Annotated in this window: 16 protein-coding genes; 7 read left to right on the top strand and 9 right to left on the bottom strand. The window is 73.0% G+C overall.

The annotated features are described in order from the left end of the window. The first annotated feature begins 222 nt into the window (after nucleotides 1-222). Entirely contained in the window at nucleotides 223-2,469 is a 2,247-nt protein-coding gene (locus ACWGN5_RS11575; protein ID WP_453513639.1) for a HelD family protein, read from the top strand. Here the strand turns inward: ACWGN5_RS11575 and glgB are convergent. The 5 genes from glgB to ACWGN5_RS11550 all read right to left on the bottom strand — a co-directional run bounded on the left by glgB (nucleotide 2,456) and on the right by ACWGN5_RS11550 (nucleotide 11,732). Next, entirely contained in the window at nucleotides 2,456-4,690 is a 2,235-nt protein-coding gene (gene glgB, locus ACWGN5_RS11570; protein WP_453513638.1) for a 1,4-alpha-glucan branching enzyme, read from the bottom strand. The two genes, ACWGN5_RS11575 and glgB, sit on opposite strands and share 14 nt — an antisense overlap. Nucleotides 4,691-5,203: 513 nt before the next feature. Then, nucleotides 5,204-6,544, bottom strand: a complete 1,341-nt coding sequence (locus ACWGN5_RS11565; protein WP_453513636.1) for a maltokinase N-terminal cap-like domain-containing protein — start codon at nucleotides 6,542-6,544, stop codon at nucleotides 5,204-5,206. Nucleotides 6,545-6,786: 242 nt separating this feature from the next. Next, complete coding sequence (treS, locus tag ACWGN5_RS11560) at nucleotides 6,787-8,481, bottom strand: maltose alpha-D-glucosyltransferase (RefSeq protein WP_453513635.1); 1,695 nt, start codon at nucleotides 8,479-8,481, stop codon at nucleotides 6,787-6,789. Then, complete coding sequence (locus tag ACWGN5_RS11555; protein ID WP_453513633.1) at nucleotides 8,478-10,463, bottom strand: alpha-1,4-glucan--maltose-1-phosphate maltosyltransferase; 1,986 nt, start codon at nucleotides 10,461-10,463, stop codon at nucleotides 8,478-8,480. The genes treS and ACWGN5_RS11555 overlap by 4 nt, the downstream gene beginning before the upstream one ends. A 327-nt stretch (nucleotides 10,464-10,790) precedes the next feature. Then, on the bottom strand, nucleotides 10,791-11,732 hold the full coding sequence (locus ACWGN5_RS11550; protein ID WP_453513632.1) for an SDR family oxidoreductase: 942 nt from the start codon (nucleotides 11,730-11,732) through the stop codon (nucleotides 10,791-10,793). A gap of 118 nt (nucleotides 11,733-11,850) precedes the next feature. Between ACWGN5_RS11550 and ACWGN5_RS11545 the strand changes: the two genes are divergently transcribed. From ACWGN5_RS11545 to glgP, 6 genes are all read left to right on the top strand, one after another. Then, on the top strand, nucleotides 11,851-12,834 hold the full coding sequence (locus ACWGN5_RS11545; RefSeq protein ID WP_453513630.1) for an AraC family transcriptional regulator: 984 nt from the start codon (nucleotides 11,851-11,853) through the stop codon (nucleotides 12,832-12,834). A 156-nt stretch (nucleotides 12,835-12,990) separates the two neighbouring features. Further along, nucleotides 12,991-14,421 (top strand): 4-hydroxyphenylacetate 3-hydroxylase family protein, encoded by a 1,431-nt coding sequence (locus tag ACWGN5_RS11540; RefSeq protein WP_453513629.1) that lies wholly within the window; start codon nucleotides 12,991-12,993, stop codon nucleotides 14,419-14,421. Beyond that, the gene (locus ACWGN5_RS11535) at nucleotides 14,418-15,872 is read left to right on the top strand and encodes an MFS transporter (protein ID WP_453513627.1); all 1,455 of its coding nucleotides are present in this window, start codon (nucleotides 14,418-14,420) and stop codon (nucleotides 15,870-15,872) included. The genes ACWGN5_RS11540 and ACWGN5_RS11535 overlap by 4 nt, the downstream gene beginning before the upstream one ends. Nucleotides 15,873-15,927: 55 nt before the next feature. Next, nucleotides 15,928-17,034, top strand: coding sequence for a monodechloroaminopyrrolnitrin synthase PrnB family protein (locus ACWGN5_RS11530; protein ID WP_453513625.1), 1,107 nt, complete (start codon nucleotides 15,928-15,930; stop codon nucleotides 17,032-17,034). Nucleotides 17,035-17,232: 198 nt separating this feature from the next. Next, complete coding sequence (locus ACWGN5_RS11525; RefSeq protein WP_453513623.1) at nucleotides 17,233-18,567, top strand: FAD-dependent monooxygenase; 1,335 nt, start codon at nucleotides 17,233-17,235, stop codon at nucleotides 18,565-18,567. A gap of 83 nt (nucleotides 18,568-18,650) precedes the next feature. After that, on the top strand, nucleotides 18,651-21,200 hold the full coding sequence (gene glgP, locus ACWGN5_RS11520) for an alpha-glucan family phosphorylase (RefSeq protein ID WP_453513621.1): 2,550 nt from the start codon (nucleotides 18,651-18,653) through the stop codon (nucleotides 21,198-21,200). 6 nt (nucleotides 21,201-21,206) lie between these two features. Here the strand turns inward: glgP and ACWGN5_RS11515 are convergent, their stop codons facing one another. The 4 genes from ACWGN5_RS11515 to ACWGN5_RS11500 all read right to left on the bottom strand — a co-directional run bounded on the left by ACWGN5_RS11515 (nucleotide 21,207) and on the right by ACWGN5_RS11500 (nucleotide 26,626). After that, a complete protein-coding gene (locus tag ACWGN5_RS11515) occupies nucleotides 21,207-22,712 on the bottom strand; it encodes a sensor histidine kinase (protein WP_453513619.1) in 1,506 nt (501 codons plus the stop codon). Continuing rightward, on the bottom strand, nucleotides 22,705-23,361 hold the full coding sequence (locus ACWGN5_RS11510; protein WP_453513617.1) for a response regulator: 657 nt from the start codon (nucleotides 23,359-23,361) through the stop codon (nucleotides 22,705-22,707). The genes ACWGN5_RS11515 and ACWGN5_RS11510 overlap by 8 nt, the downstream gene beginning before the upstream one ends. An 83-nt stretch (nucleotides 23,362-23,444) precedes the next feature. Continuing rightward, nucleotides 23,445-25,466, bottom strand: a complete 2,022-nt coding sequence (locus ACWGN5_RS11505) for a M4 family metallopeptidase (protein ID WP_453513615.1) — start codon at nucleotides 25,464-25,466, stop codon at nucleotides 23,445-23,447. Between the two features lie 260 nt (nucleotides 25,467-25,726). Beyond that, nucleotides 25,727-26,626, bottom strand: coding sequence for a TetR/AcrR family transcriptional regulator C-terminal domain-containing protein (locus tag ACWGN5_RS11500; protein WP_453513614.1), 900 nt, complete (start codon nucleotides 26,624-26,626; stop codon nucleotides 25,727-25,729). Nucleotides 26,627-26,705: the final 79 nt, after the last annotated feature.

The raw sequence follows: 26,705 nt of genomic DNA, 5'->3' as shown, positions 1-26,705 counted from the left end.
CTTCATGCGGGGGACCGTAGCAAGGGCGGCCGCGGGGGCGCACCCGGTTTTCCGCCGGGCGGCCGGCTCCGCCGAGGCATACAGAAATACCCCGACTAGAATTGACAGTCGGGGTATTGCCTCGCGTATATTGATGAATTCCGTGTCCAGGGCTGTGTCATTGAGGCATGGCGAAGACGCGGAGAAGTTCAATAAACGCACTGTATCGCGCCGGGAGTCGAATTGTCAACCGAGGAATTTCGGAATGAGCAGCAATTCATCACCGATCTCTACGCACGACTCGACGACCTCAGGGACCAGGCCGAAGCCGCCGTCGAGCAGGCGCTCCGCACCCCCGGGGTCGGCAGCAGCCAGGGCCGCCTCGAACGGGACGTGATGGTCGCCGAGCAGTCGGGGCTGCTCGCCGCGCTCAACGCCGGGGAGAGCGGCCTCTGCTTCGGCCGGCTCGTCTTCAAGGACGGCCGCGACCACCACATCGGCCGCCTCGGCATCCGCGAGGACGACCCGAACCGCACCCCGCTCGTCGTCGACTGGCGCGCCGAGATCGCCCGCCCCTTCTACCTCGCCACCGGCTACGAGCCGATGGGCCTCACCCGCCGCCGCCACATCACCACCCAGGGCCGCGAGGTCGTCTCCCTCCACGACGAGGTCCTCGACCTCGCCGACGCCACCCGCACCGGCCACGAGAGCCGGAACGCCGACGAGGTGCTGCTCGCCGCGCTCGACGCCGCCCGCACCGGCCGCATGCACGACATCGTGCAGACCATCCAGGCCGAGCAGGACGCCATCATCCGCTCCCCGCACCGCGGCGTCCTCGTCGTCGAGGGCGGCCCCGGCACCGGCAAGACCGCCGTCGCCCTGCACCGGGCCGCCTACCTCCTCTACGCGCACCGCGAGCAGCTCGCCAAGCGGGCCGTCCTCATCGTCGGCCCCAACCCCGCCTTCCTCGGCTACATCGGCAACGTCCTGCCCTCCCTCGGCGAGACCGGCGTCCTCCTCGCCACCCCCGCCGAGCTCTTCCCCGGCGTCCGCGCCACCGGCACCGACACCCCGCGCGCCGCCGCCGTCAAGGGCGCCGGGGCCATGGCCGACGCCCTCGCCGCGGCCGTACGGGACCGGCAGCAGGTCCCCGAGCGCGGCGAGCCGCTGATCGTCCCGCACGAGGACGGCGACCTGGTCATCGACTGGGACATGGCCCTCGAAGCCCGCCACAAGGCCCGCGAGACCGTCCTCCCGCACAACCTGGCCCGCCCCTACTTCGTCTTCCGGATCCTCGACGCCCTCGCCGAACAGCTCGCCGACCGCATCGGCGCCGACCCCTACGGCGGCCCCAACTTCCTCGGCCCCGACGACATCGCCCTGCTCGCCAAGGGCATCGCCGCCAACCCCGACGTCCACGCCGCGATCGACACCCTCTGGCCGCCCCTCACCCCGCAGGCCTTCCTCGCCGACTACCTCGCCGAACCCACCCACCTCACGGACGACGACGCCGCCGCGATCCGCCGCGACGGCGGACCCTGGACCGCCGCCGACGTACCGCTCCTCGACGAGGCCGCCGAACTCCTCGGCGAGGACGACTCCGCGCTCCGCGCCGCCGAGGAGGCCGAGCGCCAGAAGCAGATCCAGTACGCGCAGGGCGTCCTCGACGTCTCCTTCGCCTCCCGCACCTACGAGTTCGAGGACAAGGAGGAACTCGACAAGGACGCCTCCGAGGTCCTCTCCGCCCACGACATCATCGACGCCGAACGCTTCGCCGAACGCCACGAGGAGGCCGACCACCGCACCGCCGCCGAGCGGGCCGCCGCCGACCGCACCTGGGCCTTCGGCCACATCATCGTCGACGAGGCCCAGGAACTCTCCGCCATGGCCTGGCGGCTCCTCATGCGCCGCAGCCCCAGCCGCTCCATGACCCTGGTCGGCGACCCCGCCCAGACCGGCGACCCGGCCGGCGTCGGCGCCTGGAAGAACATCCTCGGCCCCTACGTCGAGGACCGCTGGGACCACGTCCGCCTCGGCGTCAACTACCGCACGCCCGCCGAGATCATGGCCGTCGCCGCCGAGACCCGACGGGCCGCCGAACCCGGCTTCGAACCGCCCCGCTCGGTCCGCTCCACCGGCGTCGAACCCTGGGACCGCACCGTCGACGACCCGGTCAAGGAGGCCGCCGACGCCGTCGCCGCCCAACTCCACGAGGAGGGCAGGACCGCCGTCATCGCCCCGCCCGAGCTCCACCCCGGCCTGATCGCGGCGCTCCCCGACGCCTCGTACGGCCCGAAGCCCGACCTCACCCGCCCGGTCGTCCTCCTCGACCCCCGGCAGGCGAAGGGCCTCGAATTCGACACCGTCCTCGTCGTCGACCCCGACGGCATCCGGGAGGGCGCCACGCACGGCATCAACGACCTGTACGTGGCGCTCACCCGGGCCACTCAGCGGCTGGGCGTCATCAGGCCGGCCGTCACGCGGGCCTGAGCCAGACCGTCGCCAGCGGCGGCAGCGTCATCCGCACGCTCGCCTCACGGCCGTGCCACGGCACCGACTCGGTCTTCACCGGGTCGGTGCCGACCACGTCCGAGCCCCCGTACCGCGCCGCGTCCGTGTTCAGGACCTCCGCCCAGGCCGCGAACGCGTCCGGCACCCCGAGCCGGTAGTCGTGCCGCACCACCGGAGAGAAGTTGCAGACCGCGAGCAGCGGCGCACCGAAGGCGTCGAACCGAAGGAACGCGAAGACGTTGTCCTCCGCCGCGTCCCCCACGACCCACTGGAAGCCCTCCGGCACGGTGTCCCGCTCCCAGAGCGAGGGCGTCCCCGCGTACACCGTGTTCAGGTCACGGACGAGATCCCGCACCCCCCGGTGGTCCGCCTCCGCCCCGTACGCCGGATCGAGCAGCCACCAGTCCGGGCCGTGGTCCACCGACCACTCCGCGCCCTGCGCGAACTCCTGCCCCATGTAGAGCAGCTGCTTGCCCGGATGCGCCCACATGAAGCCCAGATAGGCGCGGTGATTGGCCCGCTGCTGCCACCAGTCGCCCGGCATCTTCGACACGAGCGACCGCTTGCCGTGCACCACCTCGTCGTGCGAGATCGGCAGGATGTAGTTCTCGCTGTACGCGTACACCATCGAGAACGTCATCTCGTGGTGGTGGTACTTGCGGTGCACCGGCTCCTTCTGCACGTACTGCAGCGAGTCGTGCATCCAGCCCATGTTCCACTTCATGCCGAAGCCCAGACCGCCGAAGCCGCCCGGACCCACCTGGTCCGTCGCCCGCGTCACCCCGTCCCAGGCGGTCGACTCCTCGGCGAAGGTGACGACGCCGGGGCAGCGGCGGTACACGGTGGCGTTCATCTCCTGCAGGAAGCGGACCGCGTCCAGGTTCTCCCGGCCCCCGAACTCGTTCGGCACCCACTCGCCGTGCTCCCGCGAGTAGTCCAGGTAGAGCATCGACGCCACCGCGTCCACCCGCAGCCCGTCGATGTGGAACTCCTGGCACCAGTACACGGCGTTCGCGACCAGGAAGTTCCGCACCTCCTTGCGGCCGTAGTCGAACTCCAGGGTCCCCCAGTCCGGATGGTGCGAGCGGCGCGGGTCCTCGTGCTCGTACAGCGGACGCCCGTCGAACTCCGCGAGCGCCCAGTCGTCCTTCGGGAAGTGCGCGGGCACCCAGTCCATCAGCACGCCGATCCCCGCCCGGTGCAGCGCGTCGACGAGGAACCGGAAGTCGTCCGGAGTGCCCATGCGGGCCGTCGGCGCGTAGAAGCCGGTGACCTGGTAGCCCCACGAGCCGCCGAAGGGATGCTCGGTGACCGGCATGAACTCCACGTGCGTGAACCCGAGGTCACGGACGTACGCGGGCAGCTGCTCGGCCAGCTGCCGGTAGGTCAGCCCCGGCCGCCACGACGACAGATGCACCTCGTACACGGAGATCGGCGCCTCGTGCGGCGGGCGGGACCCGCGCCGCTCCATCCACTCCGCGTCGTCCCAGGCGTAGCGCGACTCGGTGACGATCGAAGCGGTGTTCGGAGGGCACTCGGTCCGACGGGCCATCGGGTCCGCCCTGACCGTGTGCGAACCGTCCGGCCGCGCGATGTCGTACTTGTACACGGCGCCCTCGCCGAGCCCCGGCACGAACAGCTCCCACACGCCCGTCGAACCCAGCGAACGCATCGGCAGCGCCGTGCCGTCCCAGTGCGTGAAGTCACCCGTGACCCGGACGCCGCGCGCGTTCGGCGCCCACACGGCGAAGCGGGTGCCGGCCACGCCCTCGTGCGTCATCGGGTGCGAGCCGAGCGCCGTCCACAGCTCCTCGTGCCGGCCCTCCCCGATGAGATGCAGGTCGAGATCCCCGAGGGACGGGAGGAAGCGGTACGGGTCGTGGACGGGCATCTCGTCCCCGTCGTACCGCACCCGGAACTCGTACGCGGGCACCTTGCGCAGCAGCGGGACGAACACCGAGAAGAGCCCGTCGCCGTCGTCGTCCATCGGCAGCCGCTTGCCCTTGGTCAGGACCGCGACCTCCTTGGCCCAGGGGCGCAGCGCCCTGATCACGACCCCGCCCTTCACCGGATGCGCACCGAGCAGCCCGTGCGGGTCGTGGTGCTCCCCGGCGAGCAGCCGGGCCCGGTCGCCGGGGTCGAGCGGGGGCGCCTTACGGGGCGACTTGCCGGCCGTCTTGCCTGCGGATCGGGCGGTCACGGGGGTGCCTCCTGGGGGGTACGGGGGGTACGAATGCGCAACGGTCTTGCAGGGCCCGGGGAAACTCGGCCGAACGGGCCCCGTTGTCGCTGTGGGCGGCGCCCACACCGTTGTGGGCAGGCGTCCCGCCGGGGCGGTGCCCACCCCGTTGTGGGCAGGCGTTCCGCCGGGGCGGTGCCCACCCCGTTGTGGGCATGCGTTCCGCCGGGGCGGAACGGGTGGGCACAACGGACGGCGCCCTTGCCGGCGCCCGAGGCTTCCGCGCCCTGACCCGCACCACGTCGTGCGCCGCGCATCGGGGTGCGGGTCCAGGCACGGAAGGCGGAGGCGCCGCGGAGGGCGCCGTCCCGTGTGCCCACCCGTCCCGCCCTGCGGGACGATTGCCCACACGGCAGCGGGCGCGGGCCCCACACGGCAGCGGGGCACCGCCCACACGGCAGCGGGGCACCGCCCGCCCGGGCGCGGGCGCCACACGGGCGGGGCGCGGGGCCACAACGGGGCGCGGCGTGGGCGTCACAGGGGTGCCGCGAGGCGTTCGATGGCGGACATCGGGACCGGGAGCCAGTCCGGCCGGTGGCGGGCCTCGTAGAGGACCTCGTACACCGCCTTGTCCGTCTCGTAGGCCCGCAGGAGCGCCGGGTCGGCCCGCGGGTCCACCCCCGCCGCCTCCGCGTACCCCGTGCAGTACGCCGCCCGGCACCGCGCCGCCCACTCCGCGTTCCACGGCCGGTGCGTGCGGGCCGCGTAGTCGAAGGAGCGGAGCATCCCGGCGACGTCGCGGACGGTCGGCTGCGGGCTGCGCCGTTCGTCCAGCGGCTTCGCCGGCTCGCCCTCGAAGTCGATGACGGCCCAGCCGCCGTCGGAGCCGCGCAGGGTCTGCCCGAGGTGCAGGTCCCCGTGGATGCGCTGCACGGCGGCCCCGCCGCTGGCGGCGGCGAAGACGGCCCGCAGGCCCGGCACGTGCGGCAGCAGCGCGGGGACCGCCTGCGCGGCCGCGTGCAGCCGCCGGTCCATCGCGGCGGCCAGCTGCTCGGTCTCCGCGCGGGCGAGCCGCCGGGTCGGCAGGGCGGCGGCCAGCGCCAGGTGCACCTCGGCCGTCGCCCGGCCGAGGGCCCGCGCCTCGGTGGTGAACTCCCGCCCGTCCGCGAGCGCGTCGAGCGCGAGCCGCCAGCCGTCCCGCGAGTCCCGGAGGTAGGGCTGGAGGACGCCCAGGGTGGAGGCTCCCGATTCGAACCAGGCGACCGGGGCGGGGACCCGGGCGCAGCCGGCCCCGGCCAGGGCGAGCGGCAGCTCAAGGTCGGGGTTCGCCCCCGGGCTGACCCTCCGGAAGATCTTCAGGATGAACGAATCCCCGTAGACGATCGAAGAGTTGGACTGCTCCGCGTCCAGCATCCGGGGGGCGAGCGCCGGGGGCAGGGCCGTCGTGGCGTGGAAGCGCAGCGGGCCCGTCCGGCCCGGGGTGCGCAGCCGCTCGTACAGGAGCCCCGCGAGGCGCGGGTCGCGCAGCCCCTCGTACACCGCCCGCCCGGCGAGCGGGCCCTGCCGGATCCGTCCGATCAGGGCGGGGCCGAGGCGGGGCGGCAGCTGGGTCCGTACGCCGAGGAGGAGTTGGTAACAGTCGGCGGGCGATCCGGCCGGGCGGCCCGGCTGTTCGACCCGTACGAGGAGATGGAGGAGGCCGGGTCCCGCGCCGTCCAGGGGCAGCAGCTCGGTGGCCGCGTCCAGCGTGAATCCGGTGACCCGGCGGCCCTTGCCCGCGAACCAGCGCTGCCGTGGCAGCCATTCGTGGAGCAGGGGGGCGAGGGACGGAAGGAGGGCGTCCGGGGCCCGGGTGGTGGATGCGGTCTCCGGCATGGCATCGCGTCCTTTCCCCGGGGCGCGCAAGTGGCTTTCGTATGCGTTCAAATGCGCAGAGTGTCCCGGATGGCGGCTGTGACTGTCCGGATGTGCGGGACGTGTCGGAAAGGGAAGATCCGTATGGGCCCGGCAAGAAGGCCCGGATGGACCTGAATGGCGTGGATCGTGTGTCGTTCACAGTGCCCAGAGTGGGGCGGGGGAAACCGCCCCACTCCGGGCGAGCGAGAACTGGCCCTCGCTCAGGCCCTCTTGAGACGGAACCAGTAGAAGCCGTGTCCCGCAAGGGTCAGGAGGTAGGGCAACTGGCCGATGGCCGGGAACTTCACCCCGCCGATCAGCTCCACGGGCCGGGTGCCGTCGAAGCGGCGCAGGTCGAGCTCGGTCGGCTGTGCGTGCCGCGAGAAGTTGTTCACGCACAGCACCAGGTCGTCCCCGTCCTCCCGGAGGAAGGCGAGCACCGCCGGGTTGGAGGCCGGGAGTTCGGTGTACGTCCCGGTGCCGAAGGCCCGGTTCTGCTTGCGGATCTCGATCATCCGCTTCGTCCAGTGCAGCAGGGACGACGGAGAGGCCATGCCGGCCTCGACGTTCGTCACCTGGTAGCCGTGGACCGGGTCCATGATGGTCGGCAGGTAGAGCCGTCCCGGGTCGCAGGAGGAGAAGCCCGCGTTCCGGTCGGGGGTCCACTGCATCGGGGTCCGCACCCCGTCCCGGTCGCCGAGCCAGATGTTGTCGCCCATGCCGATCTCGTCGCCGTAGTAGAGCACCGGCGAGCCGGGCAGCGAGAAGAGCAGCGCGGTGAACAGCTCCATCTGCTTGCGGTCGTTGTCGAGGAGAGGGGCGAGCCGCCGCCGGATGCCGATGTTGGCCCGCATGCGCGGGTCCTTGGCGTACTCGGCGTACATGTAGTCGCGCTCTTCGTCCGTGACCATCTCGAGCGTGAGCTCGTCGTGGTTGCGCAGGAAGATGCCCCACTGGCAGCCGGAGGGGATCTCCGGGGTCTTCGCCAGGATCTCGGAGACCGGGTAGCGGGACTCGCGCCGCACGGCCATGAAGATCCGCGGCATGACCGGGAAGTGGAAGGCCATGTGGCACTCGTCGCCGCCCGAGCGGAAGTCGCCGAAGTAGTCGACGACGTCCTCCGGCCACTGGTTGGCCTCGGCGAGCAGCACCGTGTCCGGGTAGTGGTCGTCGATCTCCTTGCGGACCCGCTTGAGGAAGGCGTGGGTCGCGGGGAGGTTCTCGCAGTTGGTGCCCTCCTGCTGGTACAGGTACGGCACCGCGTCGAGCCGGAAGCCGTCGATCCCAAGGTCCAGCCAGAACTTCAGCGCGGAGAGGATCTCCTCCTGCACGGCCGGGTTCTCGTAGTTGAGGTCCGGCTGGTGCGAGAAGAACCGGTGCCAGTAGTACTGCTTGCGGACCGGGTCGAAGGTCCAGTTCGAGGACTCGGTGTCGACGAAGATGATCCGGGCGTCGGCGTACTGCTTGTCGTCGTCCGCCCAGACGTAGTAGTCGCCGTACGGGCCGTCCGGGTCGCGCCGCGACTCCTGGAACCACGGGTGCTGGTCGCTGGTGTGGTTCATCACGAAGTCGATGACCACGCGCATGCCGCGCTGATGGGCCGCGTCGACGAACTCCACGAAGTCGGCGAGGTCGCCGAACTCCGGAAGCACCGAGGTGTAGTCGGCGACGTCGTACCCGCCGTCCCGCAGCGGGGACTTGAAGAACGGCGGCAGCCAGAGGCAGTCCACGCCCAGCCACTGGAGGTAGTCCAGTTTGGACGTGATGCCCTTCAGGTCGCCGACGCCGTCGCCGTTGCTGTCCTGGAAGGAGCGGACGAGGACCTCGTAGAACACCGCCCGCTTGAACCAGTCGGGATCGCGGTCCTTGGCGGGGGTGTCCTCGAAGGTGTCGGGGACGGGCTCGTTGACAGTCATGTGGTGGGTGACCCTCCGGTCTGCGGGGACGGTCGCAGGGCGAGTACGTGCGCGGGCGTGACACCCGGCTCTAGGCGCACGTAAGCGGCCCTGCCCCAGTGATAGGTCTCGCCGGTGAGCTCGTCGCGCACCGGCACGGTCTCGTGCCAGTCGAGGCCGAGTTCCGGCATGTTCAACGAGAGTGAAGCCTCCTGGGTGTGGTGCGGGTCGAGGTTGACGACCACCAGAACGATGTTCGAACCGGAGCGCTTCGAGTACGCGATCACCTGCGGGTTGTCGGTGTCGTGGAAGGTTAGGTTCCGCAGCCGGCGGAGGGCCGGGTGGCGGCGCCTGATCCGGTTCAGGGAGGTGATCAGCGGGGTGATCGTCCGCCCCTCCCGCTCTGCCGACTCCCAGTCGCGCGGCCTCAGTTCGTACTTCTCCGAGTCGAGGTACTCCTCACTGCCGTCCCGCAGCGGGGTGTTCTCGCACAGCTCGTACCCGGCGTACATGCCCCAGGAAGGGGAGAGCGTCGCCGCGAGCACCGCCCGCGCCTCGAACGCGGGCCGGCCGCCCTCCTGGAGGTAGGCGTGCAGGATGTCGGGGGTGTTCACGAAGAGGTTCGGCCGCATCTGCGCGGCCGTCTCCCCGGACAGCTCGGTGAGGTACTCCGTCAGCTCCTCCTTGGTGTTGCGCCAGGTGAAGTACGTGTACGACTGCTGGAAACCGATCGCGCCGAGCGTCCGCATCATCGCCGGCCGGGTGAACGCCTCCGCCAGGAAGATGACGTCCGGGTCGGCCCGGTTGATCTCGCCGATGACCCGCTCCCAGAACACCACCGGCTTGGTGTGCGGGTTGTCGACGCGGAAGATCCGGATGCCGTGGTCCATCCAGAACCGCAGCACCCGCACGGTCTCCGCGACGATCCCGTCCATGTCCTTGTCGAACGCGATCGGATAGATGTCCTGGTACTTCTTCGGCGGGTTCTCCGCGTACGCGATCGAACCGTCCGGCCTGTGGTGGAACCACTCCGGGTGCTTCTCCACCCACGGGTGGTCGGGGGAGCACTGCAGCGCGAAGTCGAGCGCGATCTCGATCCGCAGCTCCCTGGCCCGCGCCACGAACGCGTCGAAGTCCTCGAAGGTCCCCAGGTCCGGGTGGAGCGCGTCGTGCCCGCCCTCCGGCGAGCCGATCGCCCACGGCACGCCGACGTCACTCGGCGAGGCCGACAGGGAGTTGTTGGGGCCCTTGCGGTGGGTCTCGCCGATCGGGTGCACCGGCGGCAGGTAGACGACGTCGAAGCCCATCGCGGCGACCGCCGGGAGCCGTTCGGCCGCGGTGCGGAAGTTCCCCGGGACCGTACGCCCCTTCACCTTGCGCACGCCCTCCGAGCGCGGGAAGAACTCGTACCAGGAGCCGAACAGGGCCCGCTCGCGCTCCACCTGGAGCGGCAACGCGGGGGAGGCGGAGAGCAGTTCGCGCAGCGGATGGCGATCCAGGGCCTCGATGACCCGCGGGGCGAGCGCCGCCGCCAGCCGCACGGCCGCGGGGCGTGACCCGTCGCGCAGCGCGTCCGCCGCCGCGAGCACGGCCTCCCGGCCGCCGCCCTTCTTCGGGACGCCCTTCGCGGCCCGCTCGTGCAGCTCGGCGCCCTCGGCGAGGACCAGTTCGGAGTCGATCCCGGCCGGGATCTTGATCCTCGCCGTGTGGCGCCAGGTGGCCACCGGGTCGCTCCAGGCCTCCACGGTGTACGTCCAGAGGCCCTCGGCGTCCGGGGTGACCTCGGCACCCCAACGGTCGGTGCCCGGGGCCAGTTCACGCATCGGGGTCCACGGACCGGGCCGGCCCGACGGGCCGCGCAGCACGACATTGGCGGCGACCGCGTCGTGGCCCTCGCGGAAGACGGTGGCCGTCACCTCGAAGGACTCTCCGGCCACCGCCTTCGCGGGGCGCCGGCCACAGTCGACCAGCGGGCGGACGTCCAGTACGGGAATGCGTCCCATGAGCGGATTCACAGCATCACCTGACGGGTTACGGGGGTGCGGGTGGTGGTGCGCTCTTTCTAGCTCCGTCGGCGGCCGGCGGGTTGCGGGCATGACGGCTCCTGTCCGCGTTCACTCGGATGGCGGGTCCACAGGGATGAACAGCGAGGAAGGGGAGGCTCGGGGGAGAGGGGTCGGGGGTCGTACCGGAGGAGCCTTCCCACGGTTCTCGGGTGGGCAATCCGGCGCTTTGTTAACTACTAGGGCGTAGCCACCCCGGCAAGCACCCGACCCGGACAAGAAAGAAGCCCCGCCTTTGTGGGGCGGGGCTCGATCTGCGGTCCGGCGTCAGGGGCGCGGCGAGGTGTCCGGGGTCTCCGCGTCCGTCGCCCACACCTGCCAGGGCTGGCGGGCCACCCACTCCTCCACCGGGGCCGGTTCCAGGCCGAGGACCTCCGAGGACACCCCGTCGTCGTCCGTCATCAGGAGCGGATCCGCGCCGCCCGCCATGTAGTGGTAGATCCCCGCCACCCCGGCCGCCGTCGCCGGGCCGAGCAGCTGCGCAAGGCCCCGCTCGAACACGGCCGGATCCAGCTCCTCGTACCGCACCGTCCGGCCGAGGCCCCGCCCGAAGGCCGCCGCGAGCTCGCCGCCGGTCAGGGCGCGGTCGCCGCCGATGTCGAAGGTCCGGCCCTCCAGGCCCTCCCGGGTGAGCGCCGCGAGCGCCGCCTCCGCCAGGCCCCGGTGCGACAGCCACGCCGTCCGCGCCGACTCCGGCAGGGGGTAGGCGAGGACGCCGTCGTCGACCAGCGCAGGACCGTTCCACGGCGAGAACAGGTTGTCCAGGTACACCGGCGGCCGGACCACCACCAGCGGCACCCCGCTGTCCCGCAGCACCCGCTCCGCGAGCCGCCGCGTCTCGAAGGCGGCGACGTCCGTCGGACCCAGCGGCAGCCGGGTGTTGGCGTTGAACACCAGCCGTTCCGTGCCCGCCGCCAGGGCGGCCTCCGCGATGTTCCGCGCGTACGCCTCCACCCGCGTCTCGTCGTACACCAGCGGCATCGTGACGAACGCGTGCGTCGCCCCCGCGAACAGCCGCCGCACATCGCCCGGGACCCCCAGGTCCCCGGAGAGGAAGAAGGCCCCCGGCAGCGGCGGCCGGTCCGCCTCCGGGCGCCGGGTCAGGGTCCGCACCCGGTGGTGGCGCTCGGCGAGCAGGCGGGCCACCGCACCGCCCTGGAAGCCGGTCGCGCCCACGACCGCCACCCGCATCGGAATCTCACTGTCCATCTGTGTCCAAGGCCCTTCGATAGGCTGTCGTCGCTGCCGTGCCGGCGTCCCTCCAGGCTCCCCGCGGTGGCTTCGGCCGTTCAATTAACAAACCGGGGCGGAAGTTGAAGGATCGTCCATGGAAACCGTGGGAACCGACCGTCACGACCAGCGCGACCCCCTCGATCCTCCCGGTGAGGGCGAGCACGAAGACCTGCTGAGCGAACTCCTCAAACCCCTCCGGCTCACCGGGGTCTTCGACAGCCGCTGGCACGTCCGCGCCCCCTGGGCCATCGAGGGCGACGCCGAACGCAGCTGCGCCGTCCTCCACTACGTCGTCGAGGGCGGCTGCTGGATCACCGCCGAGGACGAGACCCCCGTCGAACTCCACGCCGGCGACCTCGTCGTCTTCCCCACCGGCGCCGCCCACCGCCTCTCCGACCGGCCCGAACGCCAGGGCGTCCCGCTCAAGGCCGTCCTGCCGGAACGGCAGCCCGGCACCTCGGGCGAGATCCTCATCGAGGGCAGCGGACCCGAGAGCCGCCTCCTGTGCGCCGGACTCCACTACGACGCCAGCGCCGCCACCGGCCTCTACACCTCCCTGCCCTGGGCCCTCGTCCTCGACGGCCCCCAGGTCGACCGCGAGCCCCTGCTCCGCGACACCCTCCGGCTGCTCGCCGCCCCCGACCGGCCCGTCGGCCCCGGCGACCGCCTCATCACCCTGCGCGCCTTCGAGATGGCCCTCGTCCTCGCGCTCCGCCCGCTGCTCCGCGAGCTCGCCGGCAACCCGGCCTCGCTGCCGCTGCTCCGCCACCCCGGTATCAGCCGGGCGGTCGTCATGATGGCGACCCGGTTCGCCGAACCGTGGACCATCGACTCCCTGGCCCGCGAGGTCGGCATGTCCCGCTCCGCGTTCACCGCCGCCTTCCGGGAACTCGTCGGCGACTCCCCGGCCCGCTACCTCGCCGCCCGCCGCATGCAGGAGGCCGGCCGGCTCCTCACCGAGACCTCCCTGCCGCAGTCGGCCGTGCCCGAGCGCGTCGGCTACCGGAGCGCCGTCGGCTTCCACCTGGCCTTCCGGAAATGGTTCGGGGTGACCCCCGGCGAGTACCGGACCGCCTAGCGCCCGTCCGGCGGCCGGCGCCCCGACCTGACATCTTTCGGAGCCCCTGGACGGTTCTTAAGGACCCCTGGACGGACGTTCATTGTCCGTCCGGGGCGCCCCCGGACAGGCTCGGGACCGGCACAGCCGTGACACCCGAGGAGAGGCGAGACACCGGTGACGAGGTCCGGGCAGGAGTATCTGGAGGGACTGCGCGACGGGCGCGAGATCTGGCTCGACGGGGAGCGGGTCAAGGACGTCACCGCCCATCCCGCCTTCCGCGCCACCGCCGCCTCCTTCGCCGGTCTGTACGACCTCGCCGACGACCCCGTGCACCGGCCCGTCCTCGTCCAGGGCGGCGTCCGCCGGGCCTGCGCCGTGCCCCGCTCGTACGAGGACCTCGTCGCCCGCCGCCGCGCCTTCCGCACCACCGCCGAGGCGAGCTACGGCTTCCTCGGCCGCACCCCCGACTACATGGCCGCGGGCGCCGCCGGGTTCGCCGCCGCGCCCGCCGCCTTCACCGGCGAGGCCTTCGACGGCGCCGAGCACGCCCTCGCCTTCCACCGGCGGCTCGCCGAGGGCGACCTGCACACCGCGTTCACCCTCACCAACCCGGCCTCGGGGCCCGGCGAGGACGACCTCACCCTGCGGGTCGTCGCCGAACGCGACGGCGGGATCGTCGTCCGCGGCGCCAAGACCATCGGCACCGGCGCCGTCTTCGCGGACGAACTCCTCGTCGGCACCATCGAACCGCTCGCCGCCGACGACACCGAGCACGCCGTCACCTTCGCCGTACGGCTCGACACCCCCGGCCTCAAACTGATCTCCCGCACCTCCTACGAGGAACGCGCCCGGTCCGTCTTCGACCACCCGCTCTCCTCCCGGTACGACGAGAACGACGCCATGCTCGTCTGCGAGGACGTCTTCGTCCCGTGGGAACGCGTCCTCACCTACCGGGACCCGGCCACCACCGGCGCGATCTGGTGGCAGACCCCCGCCTACCTGAACTTCGTCCACCAGTCCGCCACCCGCTTCTGGACCAAGCTGGAGTTCCTCACCGGCCTCGCGATCCTCCTCACCCGCTCGAACGGCACCGAGAAACTGCCGCCCGTCACCCAGGCCGTCGGCCGGCTCCTCGGCATGGTCGCCCAGGCCAAGGCCTTCGTCCTCGCCGCCGAGGCCTCGTACGAGGAGGTCGACGGCGGGCGCGGCGGCGTCCGCCCCGGGCAGGAGATCTCCTTCGCCCAGCGGATCATGGCCGGCGAGCTGTACCCGCGCGCCGTGCAGGACATCAAGCTCCTCGCGGGCGGCGCCCTCGTCCAGCTCCCCGCGAGCGGTCGCGACCTCCTCCACCCCGAACTCGGGCCGCTGGTCCGCCGCTACTTCGCGACGCCGGGCCACCCCGCCGAGGACCGCGTCAAACTCCTCAAACTCGCCTGGGACGCCCTCGGATCGGAGTTCGCCGGCCGCCACGAGCAGTACGAGCGCTTCTACCACGGAGCCCCGCACGTCTACCTGACGATGCAGACCTGGGCCGGTGCGGCGGGGCAGTGCGAGAGCCTCGCCCAGGCCTGCCTCGACGGCTACGGCCTGGGGACCACCCGGTGACGACACCACCACCGGCCCCCCGGCGCGGGGCGCTCGCCCTGCTCGCCTCCACCCAGCTGCTGCTGATCATGGACACCGCGATCGTCAACGTCGCGCTGCCCTCCGTCGGCGAGGACCTCGGCTCCGGCTCCACCGGCCTGTCCTGGGTCGCCAACGCCTACCTCATCGCCTTCGGCGGACTGCTCCTCCTCGGCGGACGCGTCGCCGACCTCCTCGGCCACCGGCGGGTCTTCCTCGGCGGCCTCGGCCTGCTCGCCGTCGCCTCCGCCGCCGGTGGTCTCGCCCCCGGCGCCGACGCCCTCGTCGCGGCCCGCGCCGCCCAGGGCGTCGGCGCCGCCCTCGCCGCGGCCGCCGCCTTCGCCCTGCTGCTCCTGCTCTTCCCCGACGGGCCCGCCCGGCACAGGGCCCTCGGCGCGTTCGCCGCCATGGGCGGCCTCGGCGGCGTCCTCGGCACGGTCCTCGGCGGCGTCCTCACCGATCTCCTCGGCTGGCGCGCCACGTTCTGGCTGAACGTCCTCCTCGCCGCCGTCCTCGCCGCCCTCGCCGTCCGGCTCCTCGCCCCCCGGCTCCTCGCCCCCAGGCCGGGAGCCGCCTTCCGCGGCGGCTTCGACCTCGCCGGGGCGCTCACCGCCACCGCCGGCCTCGGCCTCCTCGCCTACGCCCTCGTCGGCGGCGCCGAAGCCGGCTGGCTCTCCGCCCGCACCCTCGGCTCCGGGGGCGCCGGCCTCGCGCTGCTGCTCGCCTTCGCCGCCGTCGAGACCCGGGCCGCCGCCCCGCTCGTGCCGCCCTCCGTCCTCGCCCGGCCCGCGCTCCGCCTCGCCAACGTCCTCGCGGCGCTCGCCCAGACCACGCTGTTCCCGATGTTCTTCCTGGTCAGCCTCTACCTCCAGAGCGTCCTCGGGTACGCGCCCCTCGGCGGCGGCCTCGGACTCCTGCCGCTCTCCCTCGTCGTCGTCGCGGTCGCCCCGCAGACCGGCCGGATCATCTTCCGCATCGGCCTGCACCTGACCATGACCCTCGGCTTCGCCCTGCTGTGCGCCGGCACCCTCTGGCTGGCCCTCGCGCTCACCGCCGACGGCACCTTCGCGAGCACCGTCCTCGCCCCCAGCCTCCTCCTCGGCGCCGCCCTGCCGCTCGTCATGGTCACCACCAACGTCGCCGCCACCGCCGACGCCACCCCCGAGGAGACCGGACTCGCCTCCGGACTCGTCAACACCAGCCAGCAGTTCGGCTCCGTCCTGGGCCTCGCCGTCCTCGTCGCCGTCGCCACCACCCGTACGGGAACCCCCGGGGCCACCGACGCGGCCCGGGCCGCCGCCGAGACCGCCGGCTTCCGCGCCGCGCTGCTCACCGGCGCCGCCTTCGCCGCCGTGGCCGCCCTGCTCTCCGTACGCCTCCACCTCCCGCGGCGGGCCGAGGCGGCGAAGGACAGAGTGCCGGACCCGTACTGACCGGACCACGACGCCCACGACGCCCATGACCCGCCCCTGGAAGAAGGAGCCCGTTTTGCTCGGCGACCCGCGTCACACGACCGAGGACATACGCGCGGCCGACCCGCTGGGCGCCGACGCCCTGCTCGCCGCGGTGCCCGGGATGAACGCGCGGGCCGACACGGCCGCGCTGACCGTCGCCCTGCGCGCCCTGGTCCCCGACCCCGAGGAGGCCGCCCAGTGGAGCGTCGGCGGCGCACTCGCCGCCATGCGGGACCTCGGCATCCTCCTCGGCTCCCTCAAACGCCACGGCGTGCAGCCGCTGGCCGCCGTCCCCGAGGCGCTGGCCGTCCTCGAACTCCTCGGCCGCCGCACCGACATGATCCCCCGGGACACCGTCCACCACTACACGACCTGGAACCCCGTCGGCCCCCGCCGCCGCACCTACACCGGCCACCCCACCGAGGCCCGCCTCCAGGACGCCGTACGGATGGTCTTCCCCGGACTCGTCGCCGCCCTGGAGGACTGCGCCCGGGTCGCCCGCCTCGAACCGTACGACCCCGGATTCCCCGCCGCCCTCGACCGCATCGCCGGACACGTACGGGCCATGGTGGAGTCCATCGACCTCACCGTCGCGCACGTCCCGCCCGCGTACTTCGCCCTCACCCTCCGCCCGTACTTCGAGGAGGTCGAGATCGCCGGCCGCGACTACCTCGGCCCGGCCGCCGCCCAGGTCCCGCTCTGGCTGGTCGACCTGACGCTGTGGCAGTGCGACCGCTCCGACGCCGCCTACGACGCCTTCCTCGCCGAATCCCTGCCGTACGCCCTGCCGTCCTGGCGCGCCTTCCACGCCCGGCACCGCGGCGGGGTCTCCGCCGTCAGCAAACTGTCGGCGGCCGTCAGCTGGGAGGGCGCCGACCGGCTGCCGCCCGCGCTCACCGCCTCCGCCGAGGCGCTCGGCCGCGTCCTGCGGATCCTGAAGACCTTCCGGGCCCGGCACATCGGCATCGCCCGCAAGGCGTACAGCGACGACCTCCGCCTGTACGAGGAGGGCAGCGGCGGCGCCCCCGTCGCGCTGCTGCGCTCCATCCTGGACCTGACCAGGGAGAACGAGACCATGGTGCGCAGCGCGGCCACGCAGCGCCGTCCCGCCGGGGCCCCCGTCGGCCCGCCGGCCGCGTAGGGCCTGTCTGACAATTCCCGCCGGGTCCGGCCCGCCCGGCACGCACGCTCGCCGCACGGCCGAAACGCCCAAGTAGCTCCGCTACGAGGGCGCCCCGGCCGCACGCCGATCGCACGCACCGGACGACCCGGCCTGATCCGGCGCGAATTATCAGACAGGCCCTAGGACACCCCCCACCGGCGCGAAGGAGCAGTCGAGATGTCCCCCCACACCCCGTACGGCCCGCAGTACGGCCAGAGCCCCCACATCGTGATCGCCGGCGGCGGCATCGCCGGACTCACCGCCGCCCTCGCCCTGCACGCCGCCGGATTCGAGCGGGTCACGGTCGTCGAGGCCTCGGCGGCCATCCGGCCCGTCGGCGCCGGACTCAACCTGATGCCGAACGCCGTCCGCGAACTCGACGCGCTCGGCCTCCTCGACGCCCTGGAGGCCGGCGCCCTGCGCACCCGCGAACTGCGCTACTACCACCGCTCCGGCGGCCTCATATCCCGCGAACCGCGCGGCCTCCACGCCGGCTACCGCTGGCCCCAGCTCTCCGTCCACCGCGGCCACCTCCAGCAGGTCCTCGCCGGCGCCGTCCGCGCCCGGCTCGGCACCGCCGCCCTCGTCACCGGCGTCAGGGTGACCGGCGTCGAACTCCTCCCCGACGGCCGGCCCCGGCTCCGCCTGGAACACCGCGACGGACCCGTCAAGGGCCGGGCCTCCCTCGAACCGGACGTCCTCATCGGCGCCGACGGCATCCGCTCCGCCGTCCGCGCCGCCCTCAACCCGGCCGAGGCGGGGCCCCCGTGGAACGGGATGCTCGTCTGGCGCGGGGTGTCCCGGATGCCCGCACGGGCCGTCGGCTCCTTCATGTTCATCGCCGGCGACGACCGGCAGAAGGCCGTCGTCTACCCGATGAGCCGCCCCACCGGACCCGGCCGTGAGGTCCTCGTGAACTGGGCGCTCGCCCGGCCCGCCGAAACCCCCGGCGACCCCTGCGAGGAACGCCTCCGGGGCGACTGGAACCGGCCCGTCCCCGTCGACACGTTCCTCCCGTACTACGAGGGCTGGGAGTTCGACGGCGTCAGCGTCCCCGCCGTCCTGCGCGCCGCCGACACCGCCCACGTGTACCCGATGGTCGACCGCGACCCCCTCGACCGGTGGACCCACGGCCGCACCACCCTCATCGGCGACGCCGCCCACGCCATGTACCCCATCGGCTCCAACGGGGCGACCCAGTCGATCGTCGACGCCCGCGCCCTTGCCCACTCCCTCGCCCTCCACACCGACCCCGCCGAAGGCCTCGCCGCCTACGAACGGGAGCGCCGCCCCGCCATGACCGCGCTCCAGCACGCCAACCGGGAACTCGGCCCCGAGGTCGTCATCAACCTCGCCCACGCGCGCGCTCCGCACGGCTTCAGCGACATCCACCAGGTCATCCCCGCCGAGGAACTCGCCGCCATCGCCGCCCGCTACGCCACCACCGGAGCCTTCGACCCGACCACCGTCAACCAGGGCTCCCCGTACGACACCGTCGTGCCCACGCCATAGGGCCTGTACCGTCGGAGCGGTATGCCGGGCACACAGCGTGGTGCGCCCGCTCCGCTCCGTACTCGCCTGCGAAGGTGGACAGCGTGAAGGCAATCCGTCGATTCACCGTGCGTCCCGTCCTCCCCGACACCCTTCGACCCCTCGCCGACCTCGCGCACAACCTGCGCTGGTCCTGGCACGAGCCCACCCGGGCGCTCTTCGACGCCCTCGCGCCCGAGGGCCTGGCCGGCGCCGACCCCGTCCGGGTGCTCGGCGCCCTCGAAGCGACCCGGCTCGCCGCGCTCGCCGCCGACCAGGAGTTCCTGGGGCGGTTGCGTACCGCCGCCGAGGATCTCGACCACTATCTGCACGCTCCCCGCTGGTACCAGGAGCGGCCCGGCGACGCCCCCGCCGCCGTCGCCTACTTCTCACCCGAGTTCGGCGTCGCCGCCGCCCTGCCCCAGTACTCCGGCGGCCTCGGCATCCTCGCCGGCGACCACCTCAAGTCCGCCAGCGACCTCGGCGTCCCGCTCGTCGGCGTCGGCCTGCTCTACCGGCACGGCTACTTCCGGCAGTCCCTCGGCCGCGACGGCTGGCAGCAGGAGCAGTACCCCGTCCTCGACCCCGGCGAGCTGCCCGTCACCCTGCTCCGCGAGGCCGACGGCACCCCCGCCCGGATCACCCTCGCCCTGCCCGGCGGGCGGAGTCTGCACGCCCAGCTGTGGATCGCGCAGGTCGGCCGTGTTCCGCTGCTGATGCTCGACTCGGACGTCGAGGAGAACGCCCCCGGCGAACGGTCCGTCACCGACCGGCTGTACGGCGGCGGGAGCGAGCACCGGCTCCTCCAGGAGATGCTCCTCGGCATCGGCGGCGTCCGCGCCGTCCGTACGTACACCCGGCTCACCGGCCACCCCGCACCCGAGGTCTTCCACACCAACGAGGGCCACGCCGGCTTCCTCGGTCTCGAACGCGTCCGTGAACTCCAGGGCGCGGGACTCGACTTCGACAGCGCTCTGGAGACCGTCCGGGCCGGCACCGTCTTCACCACCCACACCCCCGTCCCGGCCGGCATCGACCGTTTCGACCGGGCCCTCGTCGCCCGCCACCTCGGCGACGACGGCGCCCTCCCCGGCGTCGACCTCGGCCGGATCCTCGCCCTCGGCGACGAGACCCCCCTCGGCGGCGAACCCGGCCTCTTCAACATGGCCGCCATGGGCCTGCGCCTCGCCCAGCGCGCCAACGGCGTCTCCACCCTGCACGGCGCCGTCAGCCGCTCCATGTTCGCCGGACTCTGGCCGGGTCTCGACGCCGACGAGGTGCCGATCACCTCCATCACCAACGGCGTCCACGCCCCCACCTGGGTCGCCCCCGAGGCCGCCCGGCTCGGGCCCGACGCGAGCGACCGGGAGCTGTGGGACCTGCGCCGCACCCTCCGCGAGCGGCTCGTCTCCGACGTGCGCGACCGGCTGCGGGCCTCCTGGCGGCAGCGCGGCGCCGCCGACGCCGAACTCGGCTGGACCGAGACCGTCCTCGACCCCGACGTCCTCACCATCGGCTTCGCCCGCCGCGTCCCCTCGTACAAGCGGCTCACCCTCATGCTCCGGGACAAGGACCGGCTCCGGTCGCTGCTGCTCCACCCCGAGCGGCCCGTGCAGCTCGTCGTCGCCGGCAAGGCCCACCCCGCCGACGACGGCGGCAAGAAGTTGGTCCAGGAGCTCGTCCGGTTCGCCGACGACCCCCGCGTGCGGCACCGCATCGTCTTCCTGCCCGACTACGGCATGGAGATGGCCCGCGGCCTCTACCCCGGCTGCGACGTCTGGCTCAACAACCCCCTGCGCCCGCTGGAGGCCTGCGGCACCAGCGGCATGAAGGCCGCCCTCAACGGCTGCCTCAACCTCTCGGTCCTCGACGGCTGGTGGGACGAGTGGTTCGAGCCCGACTTCGGCTGGGCCATCCCCACCGCAGACGGCGCGGCCGCCGCCGACGAGGACCGCCGCGACGACCTGGAGGCCGCCGCCCTCTACGAGCTCGTCGAACGCCGGGTCGCCCCCCGCTTCTACGACCGCGGCCCCGACGGCGTCCCGGCCGGGTGGACCGCCATGGTCCGCCGCACCCTCGCCGACCTCGGCCCGAAGGTGCTCGCCGACCGGATGGTCCGCGAGTACGTCGAGAAGCTGTACGTGCCCGCCGCCGGCGCCCGCCGGGCCCTCACCCCCGACCGGGCGCGGGACCTCGCCGCCTGGAAGACCCGGGTCCGGGAGGCCTGGCCGGCGGTGGCCGTGGAGCACGTGGAGATCGGCGACGACCTCGCCGAGGCGGACGCCGAACTCGGCGCGACCCCGGTCGTCCGTGTCCGGGTCGCACTCGGCGGCCTCGACGCCGGCGACGTCGAGGTGCAGGCCGTCACCGGCCGGGTCGACGCCGACGACACCCTCACCGCCACCCGCACTGTCACCCTCAAACCGGCGGGCGGCCCCGACCTGGAGGGACGGCTGCCCTACGCGGGCACTCTGGAGCTCGACCGGACCGGTTCCTTCGGCTGCACCGTCCGGGTCCTGCCCGCCCACCCGCTGCTCGCCCACCCGGCCGAACTCGGCCTCGCGGCCCTGCCGGAGGAGACGACGGGGGAGGGGGCGGGGGTGCTCCTCAGGTAGCCCCCGTCACGGCACCTCGGCCTTGTCGGCGAGGTGCCCGTCGACGAAGCAGAGCCGGTACACCGGGATCGCGGCCAGCATCGTGGACCGGTAGTACCGGCACTCGTCCATGCCGGGCGGCTCCGCCGGCACCCGGGTCGGCGGGCCGTCCAGCGGGCGGTCCGGCCACCCGTCGGTCCGCTCGGCGATCTCCGTGAGCGACTGCCCGATCCGCAGCCGGGCGTAGTCCTCCGGCTCCAGATACGACTGGGCCTGCGTCCAGACCGCGACCCCTGCCATGAGCAGCCCCAGCGCGGCGAGGAGCGCGAGCGGGATCCAGATCGCCCGCGCGAGGCCCTTGCGGACCTCACGGCGGGCCCGGTCCAGCTCCCGCGCCGAGGTCGGCGCGGCCGGCAGCGGCGCCGGGGCGTCCCGGGGCAGGACGGCCTCCAGGACGAACCCGCCGTCCCCGGCGTCCCGGTGCGCCAGCCGGCCGCCCGCGAGCCGCACCCGCTCCGCGAGACCGACGAGCCCGGTCCCGCCGGAGGGGAGCGTCGCCCGCGCCGTACCGGGGCCCGTGACCACGCGAACCGTCACGTCGCCCGTGTCCTGGGTGACCGCGACCGAGACCGGCGCGCCGGGCGCGTGCTTCGCCGCGTTCGTCAGGCCCTCCTGGACGACCCGGTGCAGTGCGAGGCCCGACATGCCCGGCAGCGTCGGCACCGGGATCGTGCCGAGGGCGACGTCGAGGCCCGACGCGCGGGCCCGGGCCACCAGCTGCTCCACCGTCTCCCCGGACGGGGTCGTCGGCGCCCCGGCGTCCTCCTCCCGCAGCACCCCGATGATGTCCCGCAGCCGGGCCGTCGCGTCCGCCGCCGCCCGCCGCAGCTCACCGGCGGCCTGCTGCTGCGCGGCGCCCAGACCCGGATCGACCTCCAGGGCGCCCGCCCGGACCGCGATCAGCGCCAGGTCGTGGCCCAGGGAGTCGTGCATGTCGCCCGCGATCCTGGACCGCTCCCGCAGCCGCTCCCGGTCGGCGACGGCCGCCTGCTCCCGCTCCATCCGGTCGGCCAGCTCCCAGCCGCTGCGCACCAGCCGGTCGTACTGGCGCACGTAACGGCCGATCAGCCAGGGCGCCACGACCGCCAGGGCGAGCGTGAGGAGCAGCGTGAACCACTGGCCGAGCGAGGTGTGCGTGACCGTCGTCAGGACCAGCCCCGCCGCCGCGACCGCGCCGAACAGCCACAGGGCCGCCCGGGTCTGCTCCTCCCGCCGCCCGGCGAGATAGCCGAAGGCCACCAGGGCCAGGCTGTACGAGGCGGTGAACAGCTCCAGGGAGGAGGAGAGGCTCACCGCGACCACGACCGCGACCGGCACCGGCGGCCACCTCCGGCTGACCGCCACGCAGCCGCCGAGCAGGGCCACGCCGATCGCGACCTCGGTCCAGCTTCCGCCGTCGTTCGGGTCCGACCTGAGCAGCACCGGCACGCACAGGAGCAGCCAGAGCCCCAGGTCGAACAGGCGCTCACGCATCGGGGACCAGGCCCGCCTCGTACGCCAGGACCGCGAGCTGCACCCGGTTGCGCAGGCCGAGCCTGCCGAGGACGGCGCTCACGTGGGCCTTGACGGTGCCCTCGACCACGTACATGCGGTCGGCGATCTCCTGGTTGGAGAGCCCGGCGCCGAGCAGCGCGACGACCTCCCGCTCCCGGCCCGTGAGCGGCTCCAGGCGGGTCCGTGCCTCGGCCGCGCGGGTGAGCCGTTCCCCGCCGAGGGTGTCGATGACCCGCCGGGCGACGGTGGGGGAGAGCGCGGCGCCGCCGCCGGCCACGGCCCGGACCCCGGCGATGAGCTCGCGCGGATCCCCGGACTTGAGGAGGAAGCCGCTGACGCCGCTGCCGAGCGCCCGCGCGACGTAGGCGTCCTCCGAGAAGGTGGTGAGCATGACGACGGCCGCGCCCGGTACCGCCGCACGCAGCTCCTCCGCCGCGCCGAGCCCGTCGAGCCGGGGCATCCGGATGTCCAGGAGGATCACGTCGGGGCGGTGCCGGCGGGCCAGTTCGACGGCCTCGTGCCCGTCGCCGGCCTCGGCGACCACCTCGATCCCGGGGTCGGTGGTGAGGATCGCCCGCACCCCGGCCCTGATCATCGTCTCGTCGTCGGCCAGCAGCACTCTGATCATGCGGTCCAGGGTATGCAGAGGACGCGGACGCGCGGGCGCCCGGAGGGAGGATCCCTCCGGGCGCCCGTTGCTTCGTTCCGGCCTTACGGGAAGGTCAGCTTGAAGCTGTTGATGTAGCCGGTGTCGATCGAGGCCTTGTCCTGGACGCGGAGCTTCCAGGCGCCGTTGGCGACCTCGGAGGAGGCGTTCACGGTGTACGTGGTGTTGATGTTGTCCGCGCTGCCGCCGGCCCGGTTGCTCAGGCTGTAGACCGAGCCGTCGGGGGCGATCAGGTCGACGACGAGGTCACCGATGTAGGTGTGGACGATGTCCACGCCGACCTTGAGGGTGGACGGGGCGTTGCCCGTGATGCCGGAGACGGTCACGGACGAGGTCACCGCGGCGCCGGGGGAGTCCGGGATGGACACGTCGGCGTCGTTGGTGAACACCGTGCCGCCGCCGGGGCCGCCGGGGCGGGAGCCGACGTTGACCGCGGCCCACGCGTTCTCGACGGCCGCGACCTCGGCGCTGCCCGCGCCGTACAGGTCGGTCGCCGCCGCGACGGTGCCCGTGCGGGCGCCGGCGTAGTTGGTCGAGGAGTTCCACTTGGTGGTGAGCGCCTTGAACCAGATCAGGCGGGCCTTGTCGATGCCTATGCCGGTGACCGGCAGGCCGTCGGAGGTCGGCGAGTCGTAGTTCACGCCGTTGACGGTCTTGGCGCCGCTGCCCTCGGAGAGCAGGTAGAAGAAGTGGTTCGCCGGGCCCGAGGAGTAGTGGACGTCGATCGAGCCGATGCCCGAGTACCACGCGTCCTTGGACGAGCCGTCCTTGCTCGGCTTGTCCATGTAGCGCAGCGGGGTGCCGTTGCCGCGGATGTCGATCTTCTCGCCGACGAGGTAGTCGCCCTTGTCGTTGGCGTTGTTGGCGTAGAACTCGACGGCCGCCGCCATGATGTCCGAGGTGGCCTCGTTGAGGCCGCCGGACTCGCCGCTGTAGACCAGGCCGGCGGTGTTCGAGGTGACGCCGTGCGTCATCTCGTGCGCGGCCACGTCGATGGACGTGAGCGGCTTGGCGTTGCTGGTGCCGTCGCCGTACGTCATGCAGAAGCAGGAGTCGGACCAGAACGCGTTCACGTAGGCGTTGCCGTAGTGGACGCGGGAGTACGCGCCGACGCCGTCACCGCGGATGCCCGAGCGGCCGTGCACGTTCTTGTAGTAGTCCCACGTGAGGGCGGCACCGTAGTGCGCGTCCGCGCCCGCGGTCTCCTTGTTGGACGGGAGACCGTTGCCCCAGGTGTCCGTCGTGTTGGAGAACAGGGTCCCGGTGCCCGACGTACCGCCGTTGAGGTTGTACGTCTTGTGGTTGCCGCGCGCGGTGTCGGTCAGCGTGTACGAGGGCGCGGTGCCGAGCGTCACCTGGCCGCTGTACATCGTGTTGCCGATGCCGGTCTCGATGGCCTGCCACTCGTAGAGCTTCGCGCCGGTGTTCGCGTCCGTCACGACGTGCAGCTCGTTCGGGGTGCCGTCGTGCTGGAGGCCGCCGACGACGGTCTCGTACGCGAGGACGGGCGCGCCCTGGGCCATCCACACGACCTTGCGCGGGGCGCGGTCGGCGGCGGCCTTCTTCGAGCCCTCCGCGGCGGCGGCGCCCAGGGCCTGCTTCTCGGCGGCGGCCGGGGCGACGTCGGCGGCGAGGTCGACGTTCTTGAGCTCGGCGCGGTTCGACTTGATGACGCCCGTGGTGGCGCCGGCCTTCGTCTCGGCGACGATCAGGTCACCGCCGAGGACCGGGAGTCCGGCGTAGGTGCGCTCGTAGCGGGTGTGCGTCGTGCCGTCGCGGTCCTGGACGACATCGCGGACGACGAGCTTCTCCTGGGCGCCGAGGCCGAGGGACTTGGCCGTGGCGGCCTTGTCCGCGTCCGCCGCCTTGATCAGCGCGGCGCGCTGGGCGGGGGTGAGGTCGGCCGGGAGCTTGCCCGGGTTGACCTTGCCGAGGGGCGACGCCGCGGGGGCTGCCCCGAAGGTGCCGGCGGAGGCGGTGCCGGCCTGCACACCGAGGGTGAGCATGGCGGCGGCGGCGATCAGAGCGCCGGTCGCGGTGGCGCGACGGCTGGGCGTGGATCTCACGCAGACTCCTTATGCGAGGGGGGTACCGGCGGGCTTGGGTGAGTCCGTCCGGGCGGAGCAAGGAGAGCTGTGGAGCGAGTACGTGTGACGCGGCACCGGGTCGGGTCCGTGACGTCGGATGGGACGGCGAACCCGTTCGGGTGAAGCGGTGAACCTTGGTACGAACAACCGGGGAGAGAGTGACAGGGATGACGGGGACCTGTCAGGACCGCGTCAGGAAGTTGGCCGGAAATCGTCCGCTGCCCGTACGGCCGTGTTCGTTAACCGGACGTTTCGTCGATCATGGCCGCGATGCCGTCCAACGTTCGGCGGAGCCCGAATTCGAAGAGCGCCTCCAGGTCCAGACCGAAGCCCCCGCCGCTGGTGACCGCCGCCAGCTCCGGGTACTGGCCGGCCGTCTGGATCGCGTCGAACCGTGGCTCATTCTGTTCCATCCACTCGCCGTCGGAGATCCCCGTGTCCTGGCGCGCCTGCTCCTCCAGATCGTTCGCCATCGACAGGCCCTGGATGTACGCGAAGATCAGGAGATGGGCGTGGAGCTTGTCCGTGGAGGAGAGCGGCGTGCCCCGCAGCGAGCGCAGGATCCACTCCGTGTACCTCATCGCGTTCGGCGTCGCCACCGGCCGCGTGAACGACGCCATCGCGTGCGCCATCCACCGGTGCCGGGTGTACACCCCGCGCAGCCAGCGCGCCCCCCGCTCAAGGCCCGTCCGCCAGTCCGCCGGCACCGGGCCCAGCGGCACCTCGCCGCACGCCGCGTCCGAGATCAGCCGCACCAGCTCCGCCTTGCCCGGCACATGCCGGTACAGCGCCATCGTCGACGTGTTCAGGGTCGTCGCCACCCGGCGCATCGTCAGGGCGTTCAGGCCCTCCGCGTCCGCCAGTTCGAGAGCCGCGCGGACGATCCGCGACTGGGTGAGGGGCGTCGTCCCGGCACCCCTGCCCGGGTTCACCACCACCGTTCCCACGCCCGGCTCCACCCGCACCAGGCCCTCCTGGCGCAGCGCCGCCAGCGCCTTCGTGGCCGTCGCCATCGCCACGCCCCACTCGCGCGTGATCGCCCGCGTCGACGGCACCCGGTCGCCCGGGGCCAGTTCGCCCGCGTGGACGCGGCGCCGGATCTCGGCGGCGATGGTCAGGTAGGGCGGTTCCGTCGGCATGGCGGGGGAGTGTACTAGTGCACCTGTGCGGTGTACACCCGCCTGAACTGGTGCTCTTTCAGGAGGGCCGTGCGTGCAC

Source organism: Streptomyces sp. NPDC055815, from assembly GCF_053616475.1.
The sequence above is the reverse complement of the archived record's forward strand: the minus strand, read 5'-3'. Positions and strand labels throughout refer to the sequence as shown.